We start from the raw sequence: 25789 nt of genomic DNA on the forward strand, positions 1-25789 counted from the left end.
TCCCCTGGGCACCCGCTCCGAAAGGAAGACCATGCTCGTCCGGATCGACCAGGAGAAGTGCTGCGGCGCCGGGCACTGCGTGCTCGCCGCCCCCGACGTCTTCGACCAGCGCGACGAGGACGGCATCGTCGTCCTGCTCGACGCCGAACCGCCCGCCGAGCTCCACCGGGCCGTCCAGGACGCCGCCGCCGTCTGCCCGGCCGCGGCGATCCACCTGGAGCAGGTGTGACCGCACTGCGAGAAGTGGCCGTGGTCGGCGCCGGCGCGGCCGGGCTGCACGCCGCCGAGGCGCTGCGCAGATCCGGCTACGACGGCCGGCTCACCCTGATCGGCGCCGAGCCGGATCCGCCGTACGACCGGCCGCCGCTGTCCAAGCACCTGCTCGGCGGCCAGTGGCAGCCCGACCGCCTGGCCCTGCGCGGCCCCGAGGCGCTGGACGAGCTCCGGCTCGACCTGCGTCTCGGGGTCCGGGCCGAGCGGCTGGACCGCCGGGAGCGCACCATCCGGCTCTCCGACGGCCGGCGGGTGCGCTGCGAGGCCGTCGTCGTGGCCACCGGGGTCCGCCCGCGCCGACTGCCCGGCGCCGACGCACCGCGGCCCGGGGCGCACGTGCTGCGCACCCTCGCCGACGCCCTCGCCCTGCGCGAGGAACTGCGGCCGGGCACAAGGCTGTTGGTGGTCGGCGGCGGGCTGCTCGGCGCCGAGGCGGCGGCCACCGCCGTCGGCCTCGGCGCCGAGGTGACCTGGCTGACCTCCACCGCCGCGCCGCTCGCCGCCGTCCTGGGCACCGAGACGGCCGCGCTGCTGGCCGGCCTGCACCGCGAGCACGGGGTGCGGCTCCACCGGGGCGTGGCCACCGGGCTGCTCGAACACCGCGGCCGGGCCGCCGGCGTCCGGCTGGCCGACGGCACCGAACTGGCCGCCGACGCCGTGCTGATGGCCGTCGGCTCCGAGCCCGCCACCGAGTGGCTGGCCGGCAGCGGCGTCCCGCTGGACGACGGCGTGGTCTGCGACGCCTACTGCGCCGCCGGCCCCGGCGTCTGGGCGGCCGGGGACGCCGCCGCCTGGCCCGACCCGCGCACCGGCCGCCACCGGCGCCTCGAACAGCGCACCAACGCCACCGAGCAGGCCACGCACGCGGCCCGGAACCTGCTGGCCGGCCCGGACGGCGCCCGGCAGGCCTACCGGCCGGTCCCGTACCTGTGGACCGACCAGTACGGACTGCGGGTGCAGGTGTTCGGCCGGCCCGGCGGCGCCGAACGGTTCGAGGTCGTCGACGGCAGCCTGGAGGAGCACCGCTTCGCCGCCGTCTGCGTCCGCGACGGCCTGGTCACCGGCGCGGTCGGGATCGCCTCCGCCAAGGCGCTGCGCGGGCTGCGCGCCCAGGTGGCGGCGCACGGCCCGTGGCCGCCCGACCCGGGCTGAGCCCCGAGCCGGGCTGAGCCCCGAGCCGGGCTGATCTCCGAGCCGGCCTGAGCCTCGGACCGGGCCGGGCCGTCCCTGGGCGGCGCCCGGGTACGGTCCGCCGGCCGCTGCCGCCCGCCAACCGGGCGAGGCGGCGGACGGACCGGCATGGTGCGGGGGCCCCGGAGCGACCGCGCCCGGAGACTGGTGGCCCGCATCCGGCCAGGGGAGCAAGCGCATGGACGACCGCAGCCGCCGAGCCGGCCCGGGGCCCGCTCCGACCCTCGCGGTGAGCCCCCGGGCCGGTGTCCTGGGCACCGCGCTGGCCGCCGTGCTCGCCTTCTCGCTCTCCTCCGGCTCGTGGCAGTGGTTCTCCACCTACATCGGGCTGACCCTCCTCGCGGTGGTCCTCTCCTCCACCCGCCCGCCGACCCGTGCGACGGACGCGGGAGCCGGTTACGCCCGGAGCCTGGCCGCCTACGCGCTGGTCATCGGCCTGACCGTGGCCCTCGCCCTGGCCCCCGCGATGCAGCGCTGGTCCTGGCTGTTCCCGATGCCCGGCACCCGCCGCGACTGCCCCCACCTGGGCGACTACGCGCGGCTGCAGGCGCAGGCCGCCCTCGGCGGCCTCGCCGCCGGGGACGGCGCCGCGCTCGCCACCGCCCAGGACCAGCAGGCCCGGCACGCCGTCGCGGACTGCCTGTCCGCCACCACCACGCTCTGGCTGCCGGTGTACGCACTGGCCGCGGCCCTGCTGGCCGTGCTCCTCGTGCTGCTGCTGGACCGGGTCCGCGGCCGGCGGCAGCGGTCCGGGACGGCGACAGGCTGACGGACGGCGGCGGGCTGACGGACGGCGGCCGCACGCGCCGTCCCGCTCCCCCACCGCGCCGCCGCCCAGCTCTCCCACCTCCCGGGTGGAGCAGCACGGGCCGCTGCGGCTCGGCGAACTCACCACCCGCGAGGGCGTGGCGGTCCCGTCCACGGTCCGCACCGTCGCCCCGCTGGTCGCCGACGGCCTGGTCGCCAGGAGCCCCGACCCGCAGGACGGACGCTCCCAGCTGCTCGCCCCACCCCGCTCGGGCTGGAGCCCCTCTCCCGGATCCGCCGCGAGCGCACCGCCCTGCCGGCCCGGCGCAGCTCCCGGCTCACGCCCGATCAGTGCCGTGCGCTGGAGGCGGCCCTGCCGCTGCTGGAACTGCTCCTGGAGGAACCCGGCTGACCCACCGCCGTCGGCACGCCCCGGCCCGGGGAAGTGCCCCCGGCCCGGCGGGTGGCAGGCTGGCGCGATGACTTCCGACCCCGCCGCCGCGCCCGCCCGCTGGCACACCCCGCCCGAGCCGACACCGTTCCAGGGCTGTGAGGCCTTCCGGGGGGCGGACGCCGGGACGGTGCTGGAATTCTGGCGCTACGCGATGCCCGACCTCCGGACGAACACCACCCGGGGCCTGCTGGCCGAGTTCCTGGTCCACCGGGCGGTGGGCGCGGTCCGGCGCAACGCGGAGTGGGAGAGCTTCGACGTCCTGGCGCCGGACGGGCTCAGGATCGAGGTGAAGACGAGCGCCTACCTCCAGGCCTGGGGTCAGCGCCGGCTGTCGGAGATCCGCTTCTCCCGGCTGCGCGGCCGCACCTGGACGCCCGAGGACGGAGTCGCGGCGGAGCAGTCCTACAACGCCGACGTCTACGTCTTCGCCCTCCACACCGCACGCACCCACGCCGACTACGACCCGCTGGACATCGGCCAGTGGGACTTCTACGTCGCGCCCCGCGCCCTCGTGGAGGCCACCGGGCAGGCCGGCCTGGGGCTGGCCTCCGTACGGCGGCTGTGCGGCGAACCCGTCGCCTACGAGCAGCTCCCGGAGCGCATCGGGGCCGCCGTGGACACACCGTCGGGTCACTCGGGCCAGGGCACCGAGGTCTCGACGCCGGTGGTGTAGTCGACGCCGGGGACGTCCCAGCCGTACAGCTGCCGGAACTGGTTGTAGAACCAGGCGGCGCCGTCCGGCCCGGCGGCCAGCGCGCCCGCCGGGTCGGCCCACAGCTCCCGCACCCGGTCCTGCACGGCGGGGTCGAGCTCCCAGCCGTCCAGGCGGATGCGGCCCTGCCCGTCCAGGGTGAGCTCCTTCGCGCCGGTCAGCTGCTCCCACAGGTCCACGGCCTGGTCGTCGGTGGTGCGCCAGCCGTCCTCGCCGAGGACGATGCGCAGCAGCGAGGTGTAGAGGGCGATGGAGGGGATGGCCGTGGACGCCTGGGTGACGGCCGCGCCGGCGACGACGGTGAACGCCCGGCCGCGGTCGGCGAGCAGTTCGGTCTGCAGCTGACGGGCGGTGGCCTCCAGGTGCTCCTTGGCGGCGCCGATCGTGCCCTGCCGGTAGACCGGCGCGGTGATCTCGGAGCCGACGTAGGACAGGGCCACGGTGGTGAAGCCGGGGCCGAGCAGGTCCTCGTCGGCCAGCGCCCGCACCCACAGCCGCCAGTCCTCGCCGCCCATCACCTTGACGGTCGCCGCCCGCTCGGCCTCGTCGGCCGGGGTGAGGTCGACGGTGCCGATCCGCGGGGCGCCGTCCTCGAAGAGCAGGGACGGCGAGGTGTACGGCGAGCCGAGGGGCTTGATCACCGAGTGGTGGACCTCGCCGGTGGCCGGGTCGGTGCGCCGGGGCGAGGCGAGCGAGTAGACGAGGTAGTCGACCGGGCCGTAGCGCTCGGCGAGGAGCTTGAGCACCTCGGTGCGGGTGGCGTCCGCGTAGGCGTCGGCGTTGACGAAGGTGAGGTCTCCCCCGCTCCGCTCGGCCAGGGCCGAGGTCGCGGCGGTGCGGTACCAGCCCGCGGTGGCGGTGCGCCGCTCGGTGGCGGCGGCCTCGTAGCCGACGCCGATGCCGCGGATGCCCTGGCGGCGCAGTCCGGCGAGCAGCAGCGCCTGGCCGTATCCGGCGCTGGCACCGAGGACCAGGGCGACCGGGGCCCGGCCGGTCGGCGCCGCGGGCTCGATGCGCTGCCACTGGCGGTCGACGGTCGCCGCGCTGCCGGCCGGGTGGGAGTTGACGATCAGGTAGCCCCGCTGCTTGGGGGTGATCTGCTGGATGCTCACGTGCTGGCGCCCTCTCCGATCCGGAGATCGTGATCAAGGTGTCGGTCGTCCGGAGCCTATCCGCGCCGGGGGGCACCGCCTTTGCCATGCCGTCACGGAAGATGCGGCCTCCACTTGTCGGAGGTCGTCATTGCGGCGGTGTCCCGCTTCGGGTAGCGGCCTTCCGGGCGGTCGTGCGTGGAGCCGGACGACCGGCGAAAATCGCGTGACCCTGCCCAGGGCAACGGCGACACTGGCGCCATGACTGGTCCTGCCCTGCCTCAGCTGCTTCGACCGCGTGCCCTGGGGCCCGGGGATCTCGTGGTCATCGCATCGCTGTCCGGTCCGCTGCCGGCCGCTTACGAGCCCAACGTCGAGCGGACGGTGGTCGTGCTGGAGCGGATGGGGTTCCGCGTGCGTCGGGCTCCGCTCCTCGAAGCGGGACGCCGCCGTTGGTGGAGCGCGGCCACGCCGGCGGAGATCGCCGGGGAGCTCAACGGTCTTCTGCGTGATCCCGAGGTGCGCGCGATCGTCGCGAGTGACGGCGGTCAGACGGCGCTCGGCTATCTCGACCTGATCGACGTCGAGGCGGTCAGGGCCGACCCCAAGCCGATCCTCGGCTACAGCGACATCTCGCTGCTGCATCTGGTGCTCCATGCGCGCACGGGTCTGGTCGGGTTCCACGCCGACATGGCCGTCCCGGGTTTCGGCGGACACTGGCAGTCCGTGCCCGTGGCGCGCCGAGCGGAACTCGAGAAGCTCTACTTCGGGTTGCTGACCGGCACCGAGCCGATCGGTGCGCTGCCCGCGAGCCCGTCGTGGGAGTGCTGGCGTCCCGGTCGTGTCGAGGGGCGGCTGATCGGCGGGCTGATCAATCGCATCGTGCTGGCGCAGGCGACGCCTTTCGCGCTGCCGCTCGAACGGTTCGACGGTGCGGTGCTGTTCTGGGAGGAGATGGGCGGCCTGGCGTCGTACGTGTGGAGTTATCTGCAGGTGATGCGGCACAGCGGCATCCTCGATCGGATCGCCGGCATGGTCGTGGGTGTTCCGCGCGAGATCGGCGGACTCGAACCCGGCGCCTCCCCGACCCTGCGCGAGATCGTCCTCGACGTCCTCGGGGACCGTGACATCCCGGTCCTGGGCAACGTCGATTTCGGGCATGCCGGCCCGAATCTGCCGATGCCGGTCGGCATCCGTGTCGGCCTCGACGCGCAGCGGCGGACGCTGTCGCTGCTCGAACCGGCGGTAGCGCCGCACGCGACGACGGGGCCGGTCGGCTGAGCACCGCGGCTCGGTGAACCGGCCCCGGGCAGCACCCCCGGGGGGCCGGCTCACGCTCCGGTGGCGTCCTGGGGGCGGTTCAGCCGCCAGACCACGGCGGTCCCGCTGCCGGCCGGGGCCAGCGGCAGCGCGGCCGGCTCCCGCCGGAGTTCGGTGAAGCCCAGGCGGCGCGGGACGGCGGCGCTGGCGGTGTTGGCCCGGTCGTGCACGATCTCCAGGTGGTCCACCTCCGGCAGGGCGAACATCTCCTCGGCCAGGGCCGCAACCGCCCGGGTGGCGAGGCCCCGGCCGGTGGCGGCCGGGTGCAGCCAGTAGCCGACGCGCCGGCCGCCGGGCTCGCCCGCGCGGACGGCCTGGCACATGCCGACCGGGGCGCCGTCCTCGGTGATCGCGTAGGTGTACACCTCGCCGCTCGCCCACCAGGTGTCGCACCGGTTGAGCAGGGCGCGGGTGTGCTCCTCGTCGTGCCGGGCCACCCACGGCTCCCAGGGCCGCAGGTGCGCCAGGGACTCCTCGATCAGCGTGAAGGCCGCCGCGAAGTCCTGTTGTCCCTGCCAGCGCCGCAGCGCGAAGGACCCGCGGTCGACGACGTTCCTCGGTCGCACCATGCCGGCCATGATCCTTTCCCGCGCGGTCCGCCGCAACCGCCCGCTGTCAACTGCCGTGCGGTGCGCGCCCGGTGGGTGCCAGTGTCCGCCCCGGGGTTCCTCGCAGCCGCGGCCGTCCGGGTAGCCGCCGAACGCCTCCGCCCTGGTGGAGTCGGGGATCATCGCCACCGCCACCGGAGGCTCGTTCGATGCGGACGCCCGGGCACCCGTTGCCCGTTCCGCCGTTGGAGTGCTCTGCCTCCACCCGCCGCGACATCCGCGACGCTCGGCCGCCCCGTGCGCCGCGAGGCCCACTAGGTTCCTGCCGTGGACGAAACCAGGGCTTCGAACGGGCGCGAGCCGTCCGCCGGCGAGCGCGTCGCGACCCGCCTGGACGCACGGCTGCCGGTCACGGAGGCGGGCCGGGAACTGCTGCGCAAGGTCTTCCCGGACCACTGGTCCTTCCTGCTCGGCGAACTCGCGCTGTACAGCTTCGTGGTACTGCTGCTGACCGGCGTCTACCTGACGCTCTTCTTCCGGCCGAGCATGAACGAAGTCGTCTACCGGGGCGCCTACCTGCCGCTCGACGGCGTACGGGTGTCCGAGGCGTACGCGTCCACCCTGCGGATCAGCTTCGAGGTGCGGGGCGGATTGATGATCCGTCAGATCCATCACTGGTCGGCACTGTTGTTCGCCTCCGCGATCGGTGTGCACCTGCTGCGGGTGTTCTTCACCGGGGCGTTCCGCCGCCCGCGCGAGCTCAACTGGGTGATCGGGGTGACGCTGTTCAACCTCGCGCTGCTGGAGGGGTTCTCCGGCTACTCGCTGCCGGACGACACCCTCTCCGGCACCGGCCTGCGGATCGCCGAGGGCGTCCTGCTGTCGGTGCCGCTGGTCGGCAGCTACCTCACCCTGTTCGCCTTCGGCGGCGAGTTCCCCGGTCACGAGGTCATCCCCCGGCTGTTCACCGTGCATGTCCTCCTGGTCCCGGGACTGCTGCTGGCCCTGCTCGGGGCGCACCTGACGCTGGTGGTGGTGCTGAAGCACACCCACTGGGCCGCCCCCGGCCGCACCAACCGCAACGTGGTGGGGATGCCGTTCTTCCCCCAGTTCCTCACCCGCACGGTGGGCCTGATGTTCGCGGTGGGCGGCGTGATGGCGCTGTCGGCCTTCCTCGCCGAGGTCAACCCGATCTGGCGGTACGGCTCCTACCGCCCGGACGTGGTCGGGACGGGCGCGCAGCCGGACTGGTACATCGGTTTCATCGAGGGGGCGCTGCGCCTGATGCCGGCCACCGAGACCAGGCTGCTCGGGCACACCGTGTCGTGGAACGTGTTCCTGCCCGCCCTGGTGGTGCCCGGTCTGCTGTTCGCGGCGCTGTACGCCTACCCCTTCGCCGAACGGTGGCTCGACCCCGGGACCGGCGAGCACCATCTGTGCGACCGCCCGCGCAACCGGCCCACCCGCACCGCGCTGGGCACCGCCGGGATCACCGTCTTCGCGGTGCTGCTGATCGCCGGCGGCAACGACGTCATCGCGTACGCCTTCGAGCTCTCCGTGAACGCGCTCACCGTGGTGCTGCGGACGGCCCTGGTGGTGCTGCCGCCGGTGGTCTTCGTGCTCACCCGGCGCCTCTGCCTGGCCCTGCAGGCCCGGGACCGCTCCCGGCTGCTGGACGGCGACGAGACCGGCCGGATCGACCAGTCGCACGACGGCGGTTTCTCCGGCCACCACCGCCCGGTGCCCGAGGCCGAGCGGTACGTGCTGCTGGCGCGCTCCGCGGCGGATCCGGTCACGGCCCTGCAGGGGGCGCCGCGGCACGAGCGGGTACGGGCCGCGGCGAGCTCCTGGTTCCATCGCGACCGGGTCGAACTCCCCTCCACCGAGCGGGAGTCGGAGCGGATGGCGGCCGTCCTCACCGCCCCGGCGCACCCCGCTCCCCCGGCCGTCCGGGCGCCCGAACCCGCCCCGGGCGGCCCGCTCCGGCGGCTGCTGCGCCGGTTCAGCCCGCGTCGTGGTCGCGGTACTGGAAGATGAAGCCGGCGACGGCGAACGCGAGCACCAGGGCGCCGACGACGATCAGCCACCGGGCGAAGACCAGCCCCAGGGCGAAGACCGTCACACCGACCGCCGCGAGGACCGGACAGCCGCTGCGGGCCGGGAAGAACCCCACCGGCCCGGCGGCCTCGGCGATCTCGGCCTCCTTGCGGTCCTGCGCCCGGCCGCCGCCCAGCCGCCGGTGCTGGACGAACCAGAACAGCGCGATCAGGCCGGACATCAGGAACGCCACCGCCAGGATCGCCTTGCCGGCCGGCTCCCGGGCCCAGAGGCCGTAGACCAGTCCGGTCACCGCGAAGAACGCCGTCATGACGGCGAACAGCCATCCCTCCGCCTTCACCGCCCGCTCCCCCGCCCGCCTGAACGGCCTTGCGGCACACCGGCGTTGCCGCTCGACGACCCCTCCGCCGGCACCTCCGGATGGTGCAGGTCGAAGGCCGGCGACTCGGAGCGGATCCGGGGCAGCGCGTGGAAGTTGTGCGACGGCGGCGGGCTGGAGGTGGCCCACTCCAGCGACCGGCCCCAGCCCCACGGATCGTCCTCGGCGACCTTCTCGCCGTACCTGGTGGTCCGCCAGACGTTGTAGAAGAACGGCAGGTTGGAGATCCCGAGCAGGAACGAGCCGATCGAGGCGCAGACGTTCAGGGCCGTGAAGTCGTCCACCGCCAGGTAGCTCGCGTAGCGGCGCGGCATCCCCTGGGCGCCGAGCCAGTGCATCACCAGGAAGGTGGTCTGGAACCCCGTGAACAGGATCCAGAAGTGGACCTTGCCCAGCCGCTCGTCGAGCATCTTCCCGGTGAGCTTCGGCCACCAGAAGTAGAAGCCCCCGAAGGTGGCGAAGACGACCGTCCCGAACAGCACGTAGTGCAGGTGGGCCACCACGAAGTAGCTGTCGGTGACGTGGAAGTCGATCGGCGGCGCGGCCAGCAGCACCCCGCTCAGCCCGCCGAACAGGAAGGTCACCAGGAAGCCGATCGACCAGAGCATCGGGGTCTCGAAGGACAGCGAGCCGTTCCACATCGTCCCGACCCAGTTGAAGAACTTCACCCCGGTGGGCACCGCGATCAGGAAGGACATCATCGAGAAGAACGGCAGCAGCACCTGGCCGGTGGCGAACATGTGGTGGGCCCACACCGACATGGACAGCGCGGTGATGGCGATGGTCGCGCCGATCATGCCGTAGTAGCCGAACAGCGGCTTGCGGCTGAACACCGGGACGATCTCGCTGATGATGCCGAAGAACGGCACCGCGACGATGTACACCTCCGGGTGGCCGAAGAACCAGAACAGGTGCTGCCACAGCAGCGCCCCGCCGTTCGCCGCGTCGAAGGCGTGCGCGCCGAACTTGCGGTCCGCCTCCAGGCAGAGCAGTGCGGCGGTCAGCACCGGGAAGGCCAGCAGCACCATGACGGAGGTGAACAGCACGTTCCAGGTGAAGATCGGCATCCGGAACAGCGTCATGCCCGGCGCCCGCAGGCAGGTGATGGTGGTGATGAAGTTGACCGACCCGAGGATGGTGCCGAGGCCGGCCACCACCAGCCCGAGCGCCCAGAGGTCCCCGCCCGCCCCGGGCGAGAACAGCGGCCCGTTCAGCGGCGCGTACGCGAACCAGCCGAACGAGGGCGCACCCCCGGTGGTGAGGAAGCCGCTCAGCACCATCAGCCCGCCCAGCAGGAAGGCCCAGTAGGTGAAGGCGTTCAGCCGGGGGAAGGCGACGTCCGGCGAGCCGATCTGCAGCGGCATGATCGCGTTGGCGAACCCGGCGAAGGTCGGGGTGGCGAACAGCAGCAGCATGATCGTGCCGTGCATGGTGAACAGCTGGTTGTACCGCTCGTTCGACAGCAGCCCGGTGTCCGGCCCCATCAGCTGGGCCCGCATCAGCAGCGCGAGCACGCCTCCGACCAGGAAGAAGCCGAAGGCCGTCGCCAGGTAGAGGTTCCCGATGACCTTGTGGTCCGTGGTGAACAGCCAGCGCAGCAGCGTGCTGCCCTGCCGGACCCGCGCCCGGGTGCGGTCCTGCGCCCGGGGCGGCGCGGTGGACGAAGCGCTCATGGAACCTCCGCAGCGGAGCCGGTGACGCCCCCGGTCGCGGCGCCGATCCCCTCCCCGGCCCGGCGGAGGGCCCGCCCTCGCACGCCATCGCCGACCCTAGCGGCGGCGGCCCCGGCCGCCGGGGCGCCACGCGGTACGGCCCTTCGACCGGGCGCGGCGCCGTCCGAGGGCTTCGGGCTCAGCGCCGTCCGGGGCTTCGGGCTCAGCGCTCCCGCAGGTCGGGGACCACCTCGCGCAGCCGCTCGGCGCCGAGCGCGCCCGCCCGCAGCAGGACCGGCACCTCGCCGGTGACGTCCACGATCGAGGAGGGCACGGCGGCCGCGGTCGGGCCCCCGTCGAGGTAGACGGCCACCGAGTCGCCGAGCATGCCCTGGGCGGCGTCGCAGTCCTGCGGCGAGTCGTGCCCGGTCAGGTTCGCGCTGGAGACGGCCAACGGCCCGGTGGCGTTGAGCAGTTCGATGGCGACCGGGTGCGCGGGCATCCGCACCGCGACCGTCCCGTTGGTCTCGCCGAGGTCCAGCTCGACCGACTCCAGGTGGCGGGCGACCACGGTCAGCCCGCCCGGCCAGAACTCCTTGACCAGCTGCCGGGCGCGCTCCGTCACCTCGACCAGCCCGTCCAGCGCCTCCGGGGAGCCGACCAGCACCGGCGAGGGCATGTTCCGGCCCCGGCCCTTGGCCCGCAGCAGACGGTCGACCGCCTCCGGTGCGAAGGCGTCGGCGCCCACGCCGTACACGGTGTCCGTGGGCAGCACGACCAGCTCACCGCGGCGCACCGCGGCCACGGCCTCGCGCAGCCCGGCCGCGCGCTCGGACGGGTTCGAGCAGTCAAAACGACGAGTCATCAGGGGTCTCCACCGGCGGGCCGCCGGCCCGCACCGTTCCTCCGGCCCGGCCACCTCTCCGGCCGGACACGTCCTGGTCAGCCTACCCGTCCCGGCCCCGCCGCCCGGCCGGGCCCGGGTCCTGCGGGCGCGACCGCCTCCGCCGCTCGGGTGGCGCGGGGCCGCGGCGCCGTACCGGGCCGTGGTCCCCGGGGGCGGGCCGTGGCGGGCGGACGTAGGTTGCGGACATGACCAGTGACGAGACCGTCCCGGGCGTGGGAGTGCGCCCGCTGGACGAGGTGTTCGCCGCGATCGACAAGGTCAACCGGCGCCCGCGGCCCTGGACCGGCTTCGAGCACGGCGTGCTCGGCGCCTACCGGTGGGCCGCCGGCGCCCAGGTCGCGGCCCCGGTCACCGCCGCGGCCACGGCCGCCGCGACGGCCGGCGCCACCGGTCCGTGCCACGCCCAGCTGCTGGCCGAGTGCCAGGCCGCCGCCGTCCACCTCCACCGGGTCCGCGCCCAGGGGTCGGACCACAGCTACGTGCTCGGTGTCCACCGGGCCCTGGCGTGGCTCTGCGGACTGCACGAGGACCGCCCCTGAGCGGGGCGGTCCGGTGCGTCGGGCGGTCGGCGCACGGCACTGAACAGGAGTCAGCCCGGGTCAGTAGTAGTGCCGGCGGCCGCCGACGGCGTGCCCGAGTGCCCCGGCGACCCACAGGACCAGACCGATCATGACCAGCACGATGCCGATGGTCCACAGGATCGAGATGCCGGTGACGAAGCCGATGATGAGCAGGATGACACCGAGGACTATCACGAGGGTCTCCAGGGTTGACGGGTGGCTGGCGACGGGGGCGGCCTCGTCGGTTCGAACCGGCCTGGGCCTTCCCCGGGAGCGGGCCGGTCTCGCCCGGCCCGGCTCCACACCCCACGCGTGTACCGCGCCGCCGCCCGGGCAAACAACCGGCCCGTCATTCCCTCTCAGCGCCGGTGGCGGCCGCGCCGGCGGCGGGGCGGCGCGGCCACCCGGGGCGCGGGCAGGAAGAGCCGGGCGAGCTCGCGGCCCAGGTTGACGCCGATGGCGAGGGCCATCGCCATCGCGCCGGCCCGCCCGATGCCGCTCAGCCCGACCTCGGGCTCGCCCCGCACGAAGGCGAGCATCCCGAAGTACAGCACCGAGCCGGGCAGCAGCGGCCCCAGCGCGGCCGTGATGTGCGGCAGCGCCGAACTGCCCCGGCAGCGCGCCATGAGCTGGCCGGACAGTCCCACCAGCCCCGCCGCCAGGCCGGTGGCCAGGATCGGCTCGCCGCCCGCGTTCACCAGCACCCCGTACGTGGTCCAGCCGGCCGCGCTGTTCAGCAGCACCGCCGGCAGGGTGCCCGGCTCGGTGTTCAGCAGCACCGCGAACGCCAGCGTCAGAAGCACCGCGGCGGCCAACTGCAGCGGCGGGTTCACCGCCCCGGTCGGGACGTCCTGGGCGGCCAGGTCGGCGCCGTTGTTGACGCCGACGTAGAGCACCGTCATCACCCCGATCACCACCCCGGCCATCAGATACAGCGCTTCGAGCAACCGGGCGGCGGCGGTGAGGTAGAAGCCCGCCAGGCCGTCCTGGGCCGCCGCCACCATGGGCCACCCCGGCAGCACCGCGTACAGCCCCCCGGTGATCACCACCGATCCACGCAGGTGCAGCCCGTTGAACGACAGCAGGATGCCGATCACGGCGGCGGGCACCGCCGCCACCACGAACTGGTAGAAGGCCGGGAGGTCGTGGCGCGCCACCAGCGCCGAGAGCCGCTCGCCCGCCAGCGCGGCGACGACGGCGCTGGCGAACACCAGCCAGGCCCGGGCGTCGGCCCGGCCGCCGATCAGCAGGGTGGCGGCCCCGGCCATCCCCCCGCAGCAGAGCACGAACAGCCGGCCCGAGTAGCGGCGGCTGTGCCGGCGGGCCGCCACCAGCCGGCCGTGCGCCTCCCGGACGGCCATCCCGCCCACCGTGATCTCGATGACCAGCCGGAACACGGCCGCCAGCCGCGCGTAGTCGACCGCCGGACGGCGGACCGAGCACTCGGCCGTCAGCGAGGGCTCCGACGGGCCGGGCTGATACGAGATCGCCACCCGGGTGAAGGTGACCTGCGGGTCGCACGGGTGGAGCCGGTAGGCGTGCGCGACCGCGAGCATGGCCGCCTCGACGTCCTCCGCGGCCTCGCCGCTGGCCAGCAGCAGCTCGCCGACCAGCAGCGCGAGGTCCAGCACCTGCGCCGGTTCGACACCCTCCGGCGGCTCCGCGCCGGCCCCCTCCGGCCCGGGCTGCCGATCGGCCGTCGGGGTGCGCAGCAGCGGCAGCATCATGTCGGGCCAGGGGGCCGCGGTGCCGTCGCCGTCCGGTCCGGACCGGGCGCCCGTCTCGCGCCGTCCGGGCGCGGGAGCCTGCGGCGGCACCCGTTCGGGCCGGGTGGGCCGCCCTTCCGGGCCGGCGGGCGCGCCGAGCTGCTCGTGTTCCGTCATCGCGACTCCCTGACCCCACCCCCTCCGCCAACAACGTGCAGCCGTTCAATTACCCGGAGTGATGCTGTGGCGAACGCGCCACACCCGGCACACCCGTACGGACCGGAGCACGACCCGCCGTACACGCCCCGTCGCCCCGCGCGTGCCGACCTCGGGGGCGGGGCCGACCGGCCGCCGGGCTCCGGGACGGCCCCGCGCACCACCCCCGACCGGCGGATTCGCGGCGGCGCACGCGGGTACACGCCGCGGCACGACGACCCCGAGCAAGGAACGGAGGCTCCGGCCATGCCCCGAGGATCCAGCCCCGAGCGGGAGCGCCAGTACGAGCACATCGAGGACAGCGCGCTCGACCGGGGCGAGAGCGAGAAGCGGGCCGAGGAGATCGCCGCCCGGACGGTGAACAAGGAGCGCGCCAGGCACGGCGAGTCGAGGACCGCCAGCCGGAGTTCGACCCACGACATGTCCTCCGGCCGGCGCGGCGGACAGCGCTCGCACCGGGGCGCCCGGGGCCCGACCTACGACCAGCTGTACAACGAGGCCAGACAGCGCGGCATCAAGGGCCGCTCCACGATGAACAAGAGCCGGCTGGCGCAGGCGCTCGGCCGCTGAGCGGCGCGCGCCACCCCAGGAGGTGCCCCGATGACCGTCCCGATACCCCCGGATCCGGACACCCGGCCGACCCCCGGCCCCGGCCCCGGGCCCGATCCCGCGCCTCGGCCGGGCGAGCCCGATCCCGCGCCGCCGCCGTTCCCGCCGTTCCCGCCGCCGGAGCCGCTCCCGGACCCCGACCCGCCGTCGCTTCCCCGGCCGAACCCCGGGCAGGGCTGAGGCCACGGCGAACCGCGGGCGGGTCAGAAGCGCGGGCGGTCAGAAGCGTGGCGCCAGCAGGCCTTCCAGCTCGGCCTCGAAGAGCAGTGCGGGCCGGAAGCCCATGCCGGTGAAGTGCCCGGCGAGCTCCAGTGACAGCACGCCGTGCAGGCGGGTCCAGAAGGCCAGGAAGCGGTGCAGCACCTCGGGCGGGGCCGGCTGATCGCCCGCCCAGCCCCGACGGCCCAGCAGGTGGGTGGCGAACGGCGCCTGCGGGGTCTGCGGCCCGGCCGGGGCGAGCACCGCGCAGGCGTCGACCAGCGTCCGCATCACCTCGTCGGCGATGGCGGTGGTGTCCTCCGGTGCGCGGTAGCCGGGCACGGGGGTGCCGTAGATCAGGAAGTACCGCTGGGGGTCGGCCAGCGCCCACTCGCGCAGGACGTGGGCGAGCCCGGCCAGGTCGGCGCCCTCGGCGGCGGCCGCGCCGAGGGTGTCGGCCAGGCTGCGGTACGCGTCCCGGACGAGTTCGGTGATCAGCTCGTCGCGGCCGGCGAAGTAGCGGTAGAGCGCCGGGCCGCTCAGGCCCATCCGCTTGGCGATCGCGTTGACGGAGAGCGCCGAGGCGCCGGCCGTGGCGATCTGGTCCCAGGCGTGCGCCTTGATCTCCTCGCGCACCTGGGCCCGGTAGCGCTCGCGCGGGGTGTCCGCGCCCGTCCCGGCCATGCTTCGCCCCGCTCCCCGAGTCGCCCGACTACATGTTCACGCTTCCGTTAGAAGGTATCACGGAACCTGTTGACCTCTCAGGACTCGGGGAGTTACAACTTCTAACGAAGGCGTGAGCATCTAGCTCGCGGCAACCGTGCCGTTCCCGACGGCCGACCAGTGAATGGGGAGTTCCATGTCCGGCATCCGCGGCACCCGCGCCACCGGCACCACCGGCATCCGCAGCGCCCTCCTGACCGTTCCGCTCGCCCTCGGCCTGCTCGGCGCCGTCGCCCCGCCGGCCGGGGCCGCCACCGCCCACCGCCCCGACTCCTCGCTCACCTGCCGCGGGGCGGGCGTCGATCCCGACGCCCGGGTCCGCTATCGGACCGGGACCGTGATCCACGCGCCGCTGCGGACCGTCTGGCGGCTCCAGACCGACGTGGACCGCTGGCCCGACTGGCAGGCCCCGGTGCAGAGCGCCGAGCGCCTCGACGGCGGCCCGCTGCACCCGGGTTCGGTGTTCCACTGGACCACCCCGCTGCCCCCGAACCCCGCCTCGGCCGACCCCGTCCTGGAGATCACCTCCACCGTCCGGCAGCTGCGGCCCGGCTCCTGCATCCGCTGGACCGGCCCGGCGGTCGCGACCGGCCTGAGGATCGACGGCGTGCACGTGTGGAACTTCACCGAGGTGCCCGGCGGCGTCCTGGTGCGCACCGAGGAGACCCACACCGGCCCCCAGGTCGACGCCAACGTCCCCGCCGCCACCGACATCCTCCGCCAGGGCCTCGAAGGCTGGCTGCACGACCTGAAGACCGCCGCCGAGGCCGGCTCCGCCCGGTAGCACCGCGGCGCCGGCGATCCGCCGGGCTTCCCCGCGCGGGATCGGGACCCGGAAGACCCCGGCCACGCACGGAAGTCCCCGGGCCGCGCATGGAAGCCCCCGACCGGGGCAGACGCCGCCCGGGGCGGACTTCGCCCCCGTCGACGAGAGGAGGCACCCGCCGTGGGTACCGAGAAGAAGCTGCACAACATGGCGGAGAAGGCGAGCGGCAAGGCCAAGGAAACCGCCGGGCGGGCCACCGGCGACCGCTCGACCGAACTCAAGGGCAAGGCCGAGCAGGTGAAGAGCGACCTGAAGCAGGCCGCGGAGAAGGTCAAGGACGCGGGCAGGCATTGACCCGGCACCCGGCGGTCGCCCCGGGCGGCCACCGGGTGTCCGCCCATCCACCGCACCCCGCAGAGGAGTCGGATCCCGTGAACGACCAGCACGAACCCGTCCCCAGGGACTCCCCGGTCCCGGTCGAGACCCCCGAGTCCCGGATGACCGGCGAAAGCGCGCCGCGGTCCGGGCACGAGGAGGAGAAGCGGCCTCGGCGGGGCGCCGAGTCCGAGACCACCGCGCCGGCCCACGACCCGGACCCGCACGAGCCACCGGACTGAGCAATTACGGTGCGCGGCCCGCACGGTGACCAGCGGTCCGCCCGCTCAGGGGGCGAGCAGCCCCTGCCGGCCCGCGTACTCCCCGAGGCCGTCGGCCGTCGCACCGGCCCAGCCGACGAAGCCGTCGGGCCGGACCAGGAAAACGCCGGTGCCGTACGCCTCGTAGGCCGGGATGCGGACCACCGGGGCGGTGACGGCGGGCAGCGGCGCGTCCGTGCCGACGGTGAGCAGCGTCCAGTGCGGCCCGCGGAAGGCGTCGAACAGCCGGACGTCGCCCCGCCGGCCGTCCGGGGCGCGGTCGCCGGCCCGCAGCGCGTCCGCCGGGAGGTTCCGGCGGGTCTCCACCGAGAGCGTGGACTCCCGGTAGCCGAGGCCGAGTTGCTGGGTCGCCCGACCGCGGCGCTCCTCGCCGCGGTGGACCCGGGTGGACAGCTCCAGCATCGCCGCCGCGTTGCTGCGGCGCTCCTCCTCGTAGCTGTCGAGCAGTTCCTCCCCCGCTCGTCCGGCCAGCACCGCGGCCAGCTTCCAGCCCAGGTTGTAGGCGTCCTGGACGCTGGTGTTCAGGCCCTGCCCGCCGGCCGGCGAGTGGACGTGCCCGGCGTCGCCCGCGAGGAACACCCGGCCCGCGCGGAAGCGGTCCGCGAGTGCGGCGCGCGGGCGGAACTCGGAGATCCAGCGCAGTTCGGTGACCTGCTCGGCGGTCAGGTGGGAGCGGGCCGCGACCACCTCGCGCAGTCCGTCGAGGGTGAGGTCGACGGCCGTGCCCTCCGGGAACTGGGCGACCAGCTGGAAGTCCTCGGTGCCGCCGAGCGGGCAGATCGCCAGCAGCCCCTCGGCGGACCGGAACACGTGCCAGTGCTCGCGACCCAGGCCGTCGATCCGGACGTCCGCGACCAGCATCCGGTCCGGGTCGACGGTCTCCCCGGTCATCCCGATGCCGAGCAGCCGCCGCACCGTCGAGCGCCCGCCGTCCGCCGCGACGACGTACCGCGCCCGGACCGGGCCGCCGGCGGCGAACTCGGCGGTCACGCCCTCCTCGTCCTGCGTCAGGCCGACCAGCTCCCGGCCGAACGCGACCTCGCCGCCCAGCTCGCGCAGCCGCCCGTACAGCACCTGCTGGGTGCGCCACTGGGGCAGCATCAGCGTCTCGGTGTACGGCTCGCCCTCGGAGGGCTCGGTCGGGTCGTACATCCGGTGCTCGCCCTGGGGTTCGCCGTCCTGCCAGATCAGGTTGGGCGGGTAGTGCCCCGCCACCGCGCGGACCCGGTCGAGCACGCCGAAGTCGTCGAACACCTCCAGGGTGCGCGGCTGGAGACCCTTGCCGCGCGAGCCGGGGAAGAGTTCCGCGCCGCGCTCGACCACCAGCGCGGCGACGCCGTGCCGGGCGAGGTCCAGCGCCAGGGCGAGTCCGGTGGGCCCGGCGCCGACGACCAGGACGTCCGTGTGCATGCCGCGAGAAGTCACGGCAACCTCCTTAACGTTGTTAAGTAGCCGCTGCCGACAGCCTGCACTTAACGGCGTTAAACTGTCAATCGTGACCCCGCAGAGAACCCCCAAGCTCGACCGCGCCCAGGTCGTCGACACCGCGCTGAACCTGCTGAACGAGGCCGGCCTGGACGGCCTGACACTGCGCGCCATCGCCACCCGGCTCGACGTCAAGGCACCCGCGCTGTACTGGCACTTCAAGGACAAGCAGGCGCTGCTCGACGAGATGGCGACCGAGATGATGCGCCGCATGACCGGCCGGGCGGGGGAAGGCCCGCCTGCGGGCGACTGGCGGGAGACCTACCTGAGGGCGATGCGCACCCTGCGCGCCGAACTGCTGCGCTACCGCGACGGCGCGAAGGTCTACAGCGGCGCCCGGTTCACCGACACCAGCTACGCGGCCGGCCTGGACGCCTCGCTGCGCGTGCTGGTCGAGGCCGGCTTCACCCCGACGACCGCCACCCGGGCCTGGCAGACCGCCTACAGCTTCACCATCGGCTACGTCATCGAGGAGCAGGCGATGGGCCCCAACCCCTTCGACGGCGAGGAGGGCTACGACGTGGACGCCCGCGCCGAGCGCCTGGCCGCCCACCCCCTGGCCGCCGAGTCGGGCCGGGTGATGTTCCAGGACTTCGACGAGGGCTACGAACAGGGCCTGGCGGCGATCCTCGCCGGGGTCGAGGCCACCCTGCTCCGCTGACGGCTCCGGCCCCGCCGTCGCGCACCGGCGCCCGCCGCAGCGCGCCGTACCGGGAGACGGCACCGCCGGGCCCGTACCAGGGCCCGGCGGTGTCCGTGCTTCGGAGGAGTTTCGACGTGGTGCGGTCGAGCGCGATCGAGTGCGGTGAAGCGCGGTCGAGCGCCGTGGAGCGCGGTCAGGCGGTCATGAACTCGCCCACCCGCAGCGCCCGCCGCACGATCCGAACGTCCCCGACGTACCCGTGGAAGACCTTGTCCAGCACCCCCGCGTACGCGTACCCGCCCAGCATCCACGGCCGCCCCAGGGTGGCCAGCCCCACCGCGGGCGTCGCCGGATTGCGCGCCACCTCGCAGCCCTCGACGTACATCCGGCTGAGCTTCCCGTCGTTGACCACCGCGACGTGCCACCACCGGTCCAGCGGCAGCTGGTGGCCCCAACAGGTCGACGCCCCGGTCTGGTTGAGCGGGTAGACGCACCACTGGAGGGCCGGCGCCTCGGAGACGCTGAGCGTGGCGACGGGCTCGTCGGCGTCCGTCCCGGGCCCGCTCCTGCCCGCCTCGCCGGCCGTCCCCCACCGGCTGAGCAGGGCGGACCAGCGGCTCTGCGCGGAGTCCCAGTCGGCGGGCAGCTTGAAGAAGGCCTCGACGGTGAACCCGCGCTCGAAGGCCTCCCGGTTCAGCGGCGCGGTGGGCACGGTCTGCAGGTAGCCGCCGCGCACCGGCGAGCGGGTGCCCTTGAACAGCAGACTGCCGTGGCCGGGCTGGTCCGGGTGGTGCTCGGCGGACCAGCTGAGCGCGCCCTCGGGCGTGCCGGGGGCGCCCTGCCAGAGCAGGTCGTTGCCCTGCCCGCTCAGGTCCTTGACGACCTGCTGCGGGGAGACGACCGTGCCGTCCCCGCCGCCGCCGTCGAACCGCCAGTAGGCCGCCGTGTCGCGCACCAGCAGCTCACCCGCCCGGCGCGCCGGGCGCTGCGGGACGGGCGCGAAGCCGGCGAACCGGCGGTCGAAGTCGATCGCGAGCGAGAAGCGGTCCACGTCCGAGGTCAGCTCGACGTGCTGGGCCGCCAGCGCGTTGCGCTCCTCGGCCGCGATCTGCTGGATCCACGGCGAGAAGGTCGACACGTCGACGGTGTTGCGGTCGAGATCGAAGCGGTACGCCCGGATCATCGCCGCACCGCCGTAGTAGCGGTCCTGGTAGTTGGTGATGTGGACGTGCACGTCGTGGCCGGCCCGGTTCTTCAGCACCGTGCGGCCGGGCGGCCAGTAGTGCCCGTTGACGGTCAGGAAGATCTGGTCGTTGCCGTCGACCAGCCGCTCCCAGAGCCGCTTCCCGTTGTCGGACAGCTCGGCGCGGCCGCTGTCGTCGGCGTACGCCAGGTCGTGGGTGGTCAGGATCACCGGGACCTTCGGGTTGGCCGCGATCACCCCGTTCGCCCAGGCGAAGCCCGCGTCGGAGAGCCGCCAGTCCAGCGAGAGCACCATCCAGTCGCGGCCGGCCGCCCGGAGCACGTGGCAGGTGTTGTAGCCGTCCGGGCTGGAGCCGCGGTACCCGGCGGTGCGGGCGGCCCTGGCCTTGCCGAAGGTCTCCAGGTACGGGGTGCTGCCCCGCTGGTCGTCGGTCGAGGAACGGACGTCGTGGTTGCCGGCGAGCACTCCGTAGGCCGCGCCCGCTTCGTCCAGCAGGCCGAACACCTTGGTGACGGCGGCGAACTCGACGGCCAGGCCGTTCTCGGTGACGTCCCCGAGATGGGACAGGAAGACGATGTTGTCGTCCGTCCCGTCCTCCCGGTTGACCCCGCCGTCCAGTACGTAGCGGACCGAGGCCTCCAGCGGCGCCGGGTGGATCCGGTCCTGGTCGAACAGGTACTGGGTGTCCGGCATGACCACGACGGTGAACTGCCGGGCGTCCGGGTCCGGCTGCCAACGCCCCTTCCCCCCGGCCTTCTTCGGCTTCTTCCCGGCGCCGCCGGCCTGCTCGGCCCCACCGCCCTGCTCGGGCCCGGCCGCCTGCGCGGGTACCGCACCGAGCAGGCCGAGACCGGCGGTACCGACCCCGGCGCCCACCAGACCGGCCCCGCGCAGGAATCGGCGCCGACTGGCCGCGGCCGTCCCCTCCCCGTCGAGGTCGGCGGTCCGCGGGCAGCCGCACTCGTGCTCGGTCGCCTGGATGTCGTGCATGTTCGCTCCCGGAAGTGGTGTGGGCCCCGACGGTAGGCACCGGGAGCAGTCGTGGATCATCGGCCGGGCCACGCCCCGTTGAACAGCGGCCGAATCCACCGGGAGCGGGTGTCGCCGGACGGCCGGCAACGGCAACCTTTACCCCGCCCTTATTCACTCGGCGGCCCCTTGTACGGGTGAGATCGTGTCGGACGTGAATGAGACAGGACATACCGCGTCCGACGATTCCGACCTGTTGGCCAGGATGGAGCAGAACCTGGCCGAACACGCCTGCCACCTGCACCGCCGCACGAAGCACTCGACCGTCACCGAGACGGCCGATCTCGTGATCGCCGACAGCGGGCTCGACGACGACACCTTCAACATCGTGGCGGCCGCGCGTTTCACCGACGGCACCGCTCGCGACCGGGTGACGGAGACGGTCCGCACGCTGACCGCGACCGGCCGGCCCTTCTCCTGGTGGGTCGGCCCCGCCACCGCACCCCCGGACATCGCCGTGCTCCTGACCGACGTCGGCCTCAAGGCCTCCGAGACCGAGACCGGCATGTGGACGGATCTGCGCACCGCCCCACCGGAGCCCCACGTCGACGGCCTGGAGATCCGCCCCGTGACGACTCCCGAACAACTCGCCGACTACGCGATGGTCCTGGCCGCGAACTGGGACCCGCCGGCCGCCACCGTCCGCCGCTTCTACGCCGATGCGACCGAGCGGGCCCTGGCCCCCGACTGCCCGGCGCGCTACCTCATCGGCTACGCGGACGGACGACCGGTCTGCTCGGCCGAGGTCTTTCTCTTCGCGGGTGTCGCCGGGATCTACAACATCGCGACCCTCGCCTCCGACCGCCGCCGCGGGTACGGCGGAGCCATCACCCTCGCCACCCTGCGCACGGCCCACGAGGCGGGGTACCGCACCGCGGTCCTGCAGGCGTCCTCGGACGGGGAGCCCGTCTACCGCCGTCTCGGATTCCAGGCCTGCGGCCGGTTCACCGAGTACGCAGTCACCCCCTGAGCCCTCCGGCCGGGCCGACGGCCGGCGGTCCGACTGCGGCTCGACCGGCGCCTGCCCGCACCCGCCGACGTGTACCGGCGCCGGGCGCGGGTAGGCGCGTCGACGGAACACCACCGATCGACTCCGTTCGGGGGTCGTCATGTCCGTACAACGCAGACCGAGCGTGCAGCACGGCGGCGGGGCCCGTCGCCGGAGCGGCGAGCGCCACGACTTCCCGCACACCTCGCAGGGCCCCGGCCGGACGACGCCGCAGCTGCGGCCCGAGGAATCGGTGCGCCGGGGCACCGAGCCGGTGACCGCCCGTTCGGACCTGGAGCTGCGGCGGCTGCTGTCCCGGGTCTTCCTGGTCCTGTTCGTCGGCGGGACGGCGGCCTTCGCCGTGCTGGCCGCGCTGGCCGGCCCGGGCCCCGCGCCCAACCGGGGGACCTATGCCTTCTTCGCCGCCCTGTGCGCCGGGTTCGCCGCCCTCGCCGGACTCGACCTGCTGGTGATCCGGCGCCGGCTGGCCGCCGGCCAGGGCCGCCACCGGACCGGTGCCCCGGGGCGCCCGGGCGCCGACCGCCGGGGCTCCGACCCCCGGGAGTGAGGGGCTCCGACCGCCGGGAGTGAGCCGGTGCCCGCGCCGGGCCCGACCACCACCGGCCCACAACCATCCCACCGGGTCTGGCCCGGTGGCCGTTCGGCAGAGCCCGGGTTTGCATGGATTCACCGAGCCCCCAGCGATCCGGAGGTAGCGCCGTGTACGAGATGTGGGCCGAGCACGACCCGGCGGTCTCCCCGCCCGCCGTGGTGTGGCACGTGGTGGCGAAGGACGACGCGTCGTCCTCACTCTGCGGGCGTTTCCTGGAGCCCTCCCAGCGCGTCGTCCCGGCAGCGGACGGCGCCGGTGCGGCCGGGCCGGACCGGTACTGCGACCCCTGCCTGGTCACCGTGCGCGAGGCCTTGGCCGCCACCACGCGGTGACCGTCCGTCGCGACGTCCGCCCGCGTCGCCTCCGCTCCTCCATCGCCTTCGTTGCGGCACGCGTCCTCGTTGCGGCACACGTCGTTACGGCACGCGTCCCGGCCGCGTGCTCAGGGCAGCGGCACCGCCATCAGGCACGGGTGCCGGCTGCCGGTTCCGGGAGACTCCAGGACGGTGGCCACCCCGCTGGCGATCTCCACCCGCAGGTCGCCGTCCGCGCTCTCCCAGACCAGGCCCCCGTCGGGGCCCACGATCTGCGTCTCGTGCACGATGACCGAGCAGAGCGGGGCGTGCCCGCCGATCGGGCCGGGGAGCGTCACCGCGCAACGGCGCGTGAGGCTTCTCATGTCTGCCTCCTTCTCCCCCCACCCTGCGTCATCGATTCTCCCCACATCCAACCGCTTGTACACGGAGGACCACTGTCCTCCCGAGGGAGACCGGTGCCGCTTCGCGCCTGCCCCGGCCCCGCGTGTTTACACCCGGCAGACCGCCCGTGGGAGTGAACGGCGCCGAACCGGACCGGCGGCCCGGGCCGCTGGGCAGCCGCCGTCCCCGGGTGCCGGCCCGCCGGACCCGCGCGGGGGCGCCGGCCCGGGGCCCGTCCCCGTCCGCGGAGCACGTCCCCTCCGGCCTGCGAACGGCGGCCGGGTACACCTGGCGGCTGGCGCTGCTCGGACTCTTCGCCTACCTGGTCGTCGACGTCCTCGCCCGGCTCCAGCTGGTGGTCGTCGCACTGTTCGTGGCCCTGGTCATCACCTCCGTGCTGCGCCCGTTGGTCGACCTGCTGGCCCGGGGCACACCGCGCCCGCTCGCCGTCGTGATCGCCTTCCTCTGCACCCTCGTGCTCGTCGGCGGGGTGCTGGCGCTGGTCGGCACGACCGTCGCCGAAGAGTGGACCCGGCTGGGGAACGAGCTGCGCGGCGGGCTCTCCCGGATCGACCGCTGGCTCACCGGCGCCCCCTTCCACCTGCGCCCCGGCACCGTCACCGACCTGCGGGCCAAGATCGGCGCGTTCGTCTCGGCCCACCGCTCCGCCCTGGTCAGCACCGCGCTCAGCGGCGCCGGCCGGATCGTCGAGCTGGTCACGGGGCTGGCGCTCGCGGTCTTCTGCTCGGTGTTCTTCCTGCACTCCGGCGACCGGATGTGGTCCTGGGCGCAGCGGCAGCTGCCGGCCCGGAGCCGGTCGGCCTGGGACCGTGCCGGTCGTACCGCCTGGCGCACCTTCGCGGGCTACACCCGGGGCGTGCTGATCGTGGCGGCCTCCAACGCCGTGCTGGTGGGCATCGCGCTGGCGATCCTGCGGGTGCCGCTGGTCATGCCGCTGATGCTGCTGGAGTTCGTGGCGACGCTCGTCCCGCTGATCGGCTCCCCGATCGCCCTGGCGATCGCCTCCGTGGTCGCGCTCGCCGCCCGCGGGCCGGTGATCGCCCTGCTGGTGCTCGCCCTGATCGTGGTCATCGGCCAGATCGAGGGCCACCTGCTGCATCCGCTGGTGCTCGGCTGGTCCGTCCGCATCCACCCGGTGGCCATCGCCGTGTCGGTGGCCGGCGGCACCGTACTGGCGGGAATCCTGGGCGCGGTGGTGGCCGTGCCGGTGGTGTCGGTCGCCTGGGCGGTGCTCGGCGAGCTGCGCTCCCGTGGCGCATCCGGCGGCTCGGGGACGCGGCCCCTCGCGGCGGGCGACCGGTCCGGTCGCCGACCGGACCAGGGCCGGCGCCAGGACCGGGGCGAGGGCGGCCGGCACGGCGGGTGAGTGCCCGATGCTCCGCGACGGGGCCGCCCCCACTCCCCTCCTGGCCCCACCACTCCCCTTCTGGCCCCACCGGCCCCTCCGACGGGCCCGTCCCCGGACCGCGGCTGGTCCGCCCGGCCCTCCCGGTGGGGCCGTTGGGCCCTGGCCGCGCGGAGCGGGGGCGGGAATCCTGGTCGCCGGTATTGCGCCGGCTGGGAGTGGAAGGGCCTGGGATGGGCGAGTTGGTCACGGTGAGGGCGTTCGAGGGGCTGACCTGCGAGGTCCTGGCCGAGGCGCGGGCCCGGGTGGGCGCCGCGGCGGCGGCTCCGGGAGTGGGGACGCTGGTGGAGGCCCTGCGGGTACGGCTCGCGGCCGTGGCCGGGGGCGTGCTGGCGCAGGTGAACGCCGAGGTGGACGGCCGGCGGATCCGCGTCCAGGAGGCCGCGGCCGGGCTCGGCGACTCGCTCGACCGGGTGAGCGACGCGCTGCGCGGCAGGATCAGGGCCGTCACCGGGGCCTGGGCGCCGCGACCGTGGCCGGGCCACCGCGCCGCGGCCCCCACCGGCCCGGACGGCGGCGAGCTGCGCGAGCTCCGGGTGGTCCGGCACAAGGAGCCCTCGCTGGTCTGGTGCTCGCCGGAGGCCGCTGCCCGGACCATGGACGCGATGGACTACGACATCCACCTGTTCACCGATCCGGCGACCGAGACCGACGCCGTGGTCTACCGGGTCGGGCCGACCGGCTACCGCCTCGCCCGTACCGTCCCGGCCGGACCGGCGGGCCGCCGGACCTCGCCGATCACCCTCAGCCCGTACGGCGCGCCCCGGCTGACGCAGGCGCAGGCCGTCGACCGGCTGGCGGGCGCGGAGCTGCCGTTCCTGTTCTTCGCGCACCCGGTCACCGGCCGGGGCCGGGTGCTCTACCGCCGCTTCGACGGTCGGCTCGGCCTGATCGCCGGGCACGTCTGACGGGCGCCCTGACCGGAGCCCGGGCGCCG

General features: G+C 74.5%; 28 protein-coding genes and 1 pseudogene. 18 read left to right on the forward strand and 11 right to left on the reverse strand.

What is annotated here, in order from left to right; genetic code table 11:
* The first annotated feature begins 31 nt into the window (after positions 1-31).
* The 5 genes and pseudogenes from ACFVVA_RS23325 (at position 32) to ACFVVA_RS23345 (ending at position 3338) form a co-directional block, all read left to right on the forward strand.
* The gene (locus ACFVVA_RS23325; protein WP_359903142.1) at positions 32-229 is read left to right on the forward strand and encodes a ferredoxin; all 198 of its coding nucleotides are present in this window, start codon (positions 32-34) and stop codon (positions 227-229) included.
* The gene (locus ACFVVA_RS23330) at positions 226-1425 is read left to right on the forward strand and encodes an NAD(P)/FAD-dependent oxidoreductase (RefSeq protein WP_387692215.1); all 1200 of its coding nucleotides are present in this window, start codon (positions 226-228) and stop codon (positions 1423-1425) included. The genes ACFVVA_RS23325 and ACFVVA_RS23330 overlap by 4 nt, the downstream gene beginning before the upstream one ends.
* A gap of 217 nt (positions 1426-1642) precedes the next feature.
* Entirely contained in the window at positions 1643-2233 is a 591-nt protein-coding gene (locus ACFVVA_RS23335) for a hypothetical protein (protein WP_387692217.1), read from the forward strand.
* Positions 2234-2318: 85 nt separating this feature from the next.
* Positions 2319-2447: pseudogene (locus tag ACFVVA_RS23340) on the forward strand (MarR family transcriptional regulator); the annotation flags it as partial.
* A gap of 243 nt (positions 2448-2690) precedes the next feature.
* The gene (locus ACFVVA_RS23345) at positions 2691-3338 is read left to right on the forward strand and encodes a hypothetical protein (RefSeq protein ID WP_387692309.1); all 648 of its coding nucleotides are present in this window, start codon (positions 2691-2693) and stop codon (positions 3336-3338) included.
* Here ACFVVA_RS23345 and ACFVVA_RS23350 read toward each other — a convergent pair.
* Positions 3296-4489 (reverse strand): enoyl-[acyl-carrier-protein] reductase FabV, encoded by a 1194-nt coding sequence (locus tag ACFVVA_RS23350; protein ID WP_387692219.1) that lies wholly within the window; start codon positions 4487-4489, stop codon positions 3296-3298. The two genes, ACFVVA_RS23345 and ACFVVA_RS23350, sit on opposite strands and share 43 nt — an antisense overlap.
* Positions 4490-4729: 240 nt before the next feature.
* Here ACFVVA_RS23350 and ACFVVA_RS23355 point away from each other — a divergent pair, with 240 nt between their 5' ends.
* A complete protein-coding gene (locus ACFVVA_RS23355) occupies positions 4730-5749 on the forward strand; it encodes an LD-carboxypeptidase (protein WP_387692221.1) in 1020 nt (339 codons plus the stop codon).
* 50 nt (positions 5750-5799) lie between these two features.
* Here ACFVVA_RS23355 and ACFVVA_RS23360 read toward each other — a convergent pair whose 3' ends face one another.
* The gene (locus ACFVVA_RS23360) at positions 5800-6357 is read right to left on the reverse strand and encodes a GNAT family N-acetyltransferase (protein WP_387692223.1); all 558 of its coding nucleotides are present in this window, start codon (positions 6355-6357) and stop codon (positions 5800-5802) included.
* 306 nt (positions 6358-6663) lie between these two features.
* Here ACFVVA_RS23360 and ACFVVA_RS23365 point away from each other — a divergent pair, with 306 nt between their 5' ends.
* Positions 6664-8373, forward strand: a complete 1710-nt coding sequence (locus tag ACFVVA_RS23365) for a cytochrome bc complex cytochrome b subunit (protein WP_387692225.1) — start codon at positions 6664-6666, stop codon at positions 8371-8373.
* Here the strand turns inward: ACFVVA_RS23365 and ACFVVA_RS23370 are convergent.
* From ACFVVA_RS23370 to ACFVVA_RS23380, 3 genes are all read right to left on the reverse strand, one after another.
* Positions 8339-8734 carry a cytochrome c oxidase subunit 4 gene (locus ACFVVA_RS23370; RefSeq protein ID WP_387692227.1) on the reverse strand — a complete coding sequence of 132 codons (396 nt, stop codon included), beginning with the start codon at positions 8732-8734 and terminating at the stop codon, positions 8339-8341. The two genes, ACFVVA_RS23365 and ACFVVA_RS23370, sit on opposite strands and share 35 nt — an antisense overlap.
* Entirely contained in the window at positions 8731-10446 is a 1716-nt protein-coding gene (gene ctaD, locus ACFVVA_RS23375) for a cytochrome c oxidase subunit I (protein WP_387692229.1), read from the reverse strand. Before ctaD ends, ACFVVA_RS23370 begins: the two co-directional genes overlap by 4 nt.
* Positions 10447-10648: 202 nt before the next feature.
* Complete coding sequence (locus tag ACFVVA_RS23380; RefSeq protein ID WP_380351512.1) at positions 10649-11290, reverse strand: L-threonylcarbamoyladenylate synthase; 642 nt, start codon at positions 11288-11290, stop codon at positions 10649-10651.
* Between the two features lie 227 nt (positions 11291-11517).
* On the opposite strand from ACFVVA_RS23380, the gene ACFVVA_RS23385 reads away from it, so the two are divergent.
* Positions 11518-11871 carry a hypothetical protein gene (locus ACFVVA_RS23385; RefSeq protein ID WP_359903174.1) on the forward strand — a complete coding sequence of 118 codons (354 nt, stop codon included), beginning with the start codon at positions 11518-11520 and terminating at the stop codon, positions 11869-11871.
* 60 nt (positions 11872-11931) lie between these two features.
* On the opposite strand, the gene ACFVVA_RS23390 is transcribed toward ACFVVA_RS23385, so the two are convergent.
* Positions 11932-12087 carry a DUF6131 family protein gene (locus ACFVVA_RS23390; RefSeq protein WP_387692231.1) on the reverse strand — a complete coding sequence of 52 codons (156 nt, stop codon included), beginning with the start codon at positions 12085-12087 and terminating at the stop codon, positions 11932-11934.
* Positions 12088-12251: 164 nt separating this feature from the next.
* On the reverse strand, positions 12252-13775 hold the full coding sequence (locus ACFVVA_RS23395; RefSeq protein ID WP_387692233.1) for a threonine/serine exporter ThrE family protein: 1524 nt from the start codon (positions 13773-13775) through the stop codon (positions 12252-12254).
* Positions 13776-14060: 285 nt separating this feature from the next.
* Between ACFVVA_RS23395 and ACFVVA_RS23400 the strand changes: the two genes are divergently transcribed.
* A complete protein-coding gene (locus tag ACFVVA_RS23400; protein ID WP_387692235.1) occupies positions 14061-14384 on the forward strand; it encodes a plasmid stabilization protein in 324 nt (107 codons plus the stop codon).
* 258 nt (positions 14385-14642) lie between these two features.
* Here ACFVVA_RS23400 and ACFVVA_RS23405 read toward each other — a convergent pair whose 3' ends face one another.
* Positions 14643-15305, reverse strand: coding sequence for a TetR/AcrR family transcriptional regulator (locus tag ACFVVA_RS23405; RefSeq protein ID WP_387692236.1), 663 nt, complete (start codon positions 15303-15305; stop codon positions 14643-14645).
* A 175-nt stretch (positions 15306-15480) separates the two neighbouring features.
* Between ACFVVA_RS23405 and ACFVVA_RS23410 the strand changes: the two genes are divergently transcribed.
* The 3 genes from ACFVVA_RS23410 to ACFVVA_RS23420 all read left to right on the forward strand — a co-directional run bounded on the left by ACFVVA_RS23410 (position 15481) and on the right by ACFVVA_RS23420 (position 16727).
* Positions 15481-16128, forward strand: coding sequence for an SRPBCC family protein (locus ACFVVA_RS23410; RefSeq protein WP_387692238.1), 648 nt, complete (start codon positions 15481-15483; stop codon positions 16126-16128).
* A gap of 162 nt (positions 16129-16290) precedes the next feature.
* Positions 16291-16464 carry a CsbD family protein gene (locus tag ACFVVA_RS23415; RefSeq protein WP_359903189.1) on the forward strand — a complete coding sequence of 58 codons (174 nt, stop codon included), beginning with the start codon at positions 16291-16293 and terminating at the stop codon, positions 16462-16464.
* 77 nt (positions 16465-16541) lie between these two features.
* Positions 16542-16727 carry a hypothetical protein gene (locus ACFVVA_RS23420; protein WP_387692240.1) on the forward strand — a complete coding sequence of 62 codons (186 nt, stop codon included), beginning with the start codon at positions 16542-16544 and terminating at the stop codon, positions 16725-16727.
* 45 nt (positions 16728-16772) lie between these two features.
* On the opposite strand, the gene ACFVVA_RS23425 is transcribed toward ACFVVA_RS23420, so the two are convergent.
* Positions 16773-18176 carry an FAD-dependent monooxygenase gene (locus tag ACFVVA_RS23425; RefSeq protein ID WP_387692303.1) on the reverse strand — a complete coding sequence of 468 codons (1404 nt, stop codon included), beginning with the start codon at positions 18174-18176 and terminating at the stop codon, positions 16773-16775.
* An 85-nt stretch (positions 18177-18261) separates the two neighbouring features.
* On the opposite strand from ACFVVA_RS23425, the gene ACFVVA_RS23430 reads away from it, so the two are divergent.
* Positions 18262-18912 carry a TetR/AcrR family transcriptional regulator C-terminal domain-containing protein gene (locus ACFVVA_RS23430; RefSeq protein WP_387692242.1) on the forward strand — a complete coding sequence of 217 codons (651 nt, stop codon included), beginning with the start codon at positions 18262-18264 and terminating at the stop codon, positions 18910-18912.
* 175 nt (positions 18913-19087) lie between these two features.
* On the opposite strand, the gene ACFVVA_RS23435 is transcribed toward ACFVVA_RS23430, so the two are convergent.
* Positions 19088-21088 carry a LamG-like jellyroll fold domain-containing protein gene (locus ACFVVA_RS23435; RefSeq protein ID WP_387692244.1) on the reverse strand — a complete coding sequence of 667 codons (2001 nt, stop codon included), beginning with the start codon at positions 21086-21088 and terminating at the stop codon, positions 19088-19090.
* Between the two features lie 244 nt (positions 21089-21332).
* Between ACFVVA_RS23435 and ACFVVA_RS23440 the strand changes: the two genes are divergently transcribed.
* From ACFVVA_RS23440 to ACFVVA_RS23450, 3 genes are all read left to right on the forward strand, one after another.
* Complete coding sequence (locus ACFVVA_RS23440) at positions 21333-22097, forward strand: GNAT family N-acetyltransferase (RefSeq protein ID WP_387692305.1); 765 nt, start codon at positions 21333-21335, stop codon at positions 22095-22097.
* A gap of 139 nt (positions 22098-22236) precedes the next feature.
* Entirely contained in the window at positions 22237-22683 is a 447-nt protein-coding gene (locus ACFVVA_RS23445; RefSeq protein WP_387692246.1) for a DUF6343 family protein, read from the forward strand.
* 152 nt (positions 22684-22835) lie between these two features.
* Entirely contained in the window at positions 22836-23060 is a 225-nt protein-coding gene (locus ACFVVA_RS23450; protein ID WP_359903204.1) for a hypothetical protein, read from the forward strand.
* A 110-nt stretch (positions 23061-23170) separates the two neighbouring features.
* Here ACFVVA_RS23450 and ACFVVA_RS23455 read toward each other — a convergent pair whose 3' ends face one another.
* Positions 23171-23407, reverse strand: coding sequence for a DUF6296 family protein (locus ACFVVA_RS23455; RefSeq protein WP_387692248.1), 237 nt, complete (start codon positions 23405-23407; stop codon positions 23171-23173).
* 146 nt (positions 23408-23553) lie between these two features.
* On the opposite strand from ACFVVA_RS23455, the gene ACFVVA_RS23460 reads away from it, so the two are divergent.
* Positions 23554-24813, forward strand: coding sequence for an AI-2E family transporter (locus ACFVVA_RS23460; RefSeq protein WP_387692250.1), 1260 nt, complete (start codon positions 23554-23556; stop codon positions 24811-24813).
* A 212-nt stretch (positions 24814-25025) separates the two neighbouring features.
* Positions 25026-25760: a sigma 54 modulation/S30EA ribosomal C-terminal domain-containing protein gene (locus ACFVVA_RS23465; protein ID WP_387692252.1), complete on the forward strand. Its 735-nt coding sequence runs from the start codon at positions 25026-25028 to the stop codon at positions 25758-25760.
* Positions 25761-25789 lie beyond the last annotated feature (29 nt).

Source organism: Kitasatospora sp. NPDC058048, from assembly GCF_042885555.1.
Classification (GTDB): Bacteria; Actinomycetota; Actinomycetes; order Streptomycetales; family Streptomycetaceae; genus Kitasatospora; species Kitasatospora lactacystinica.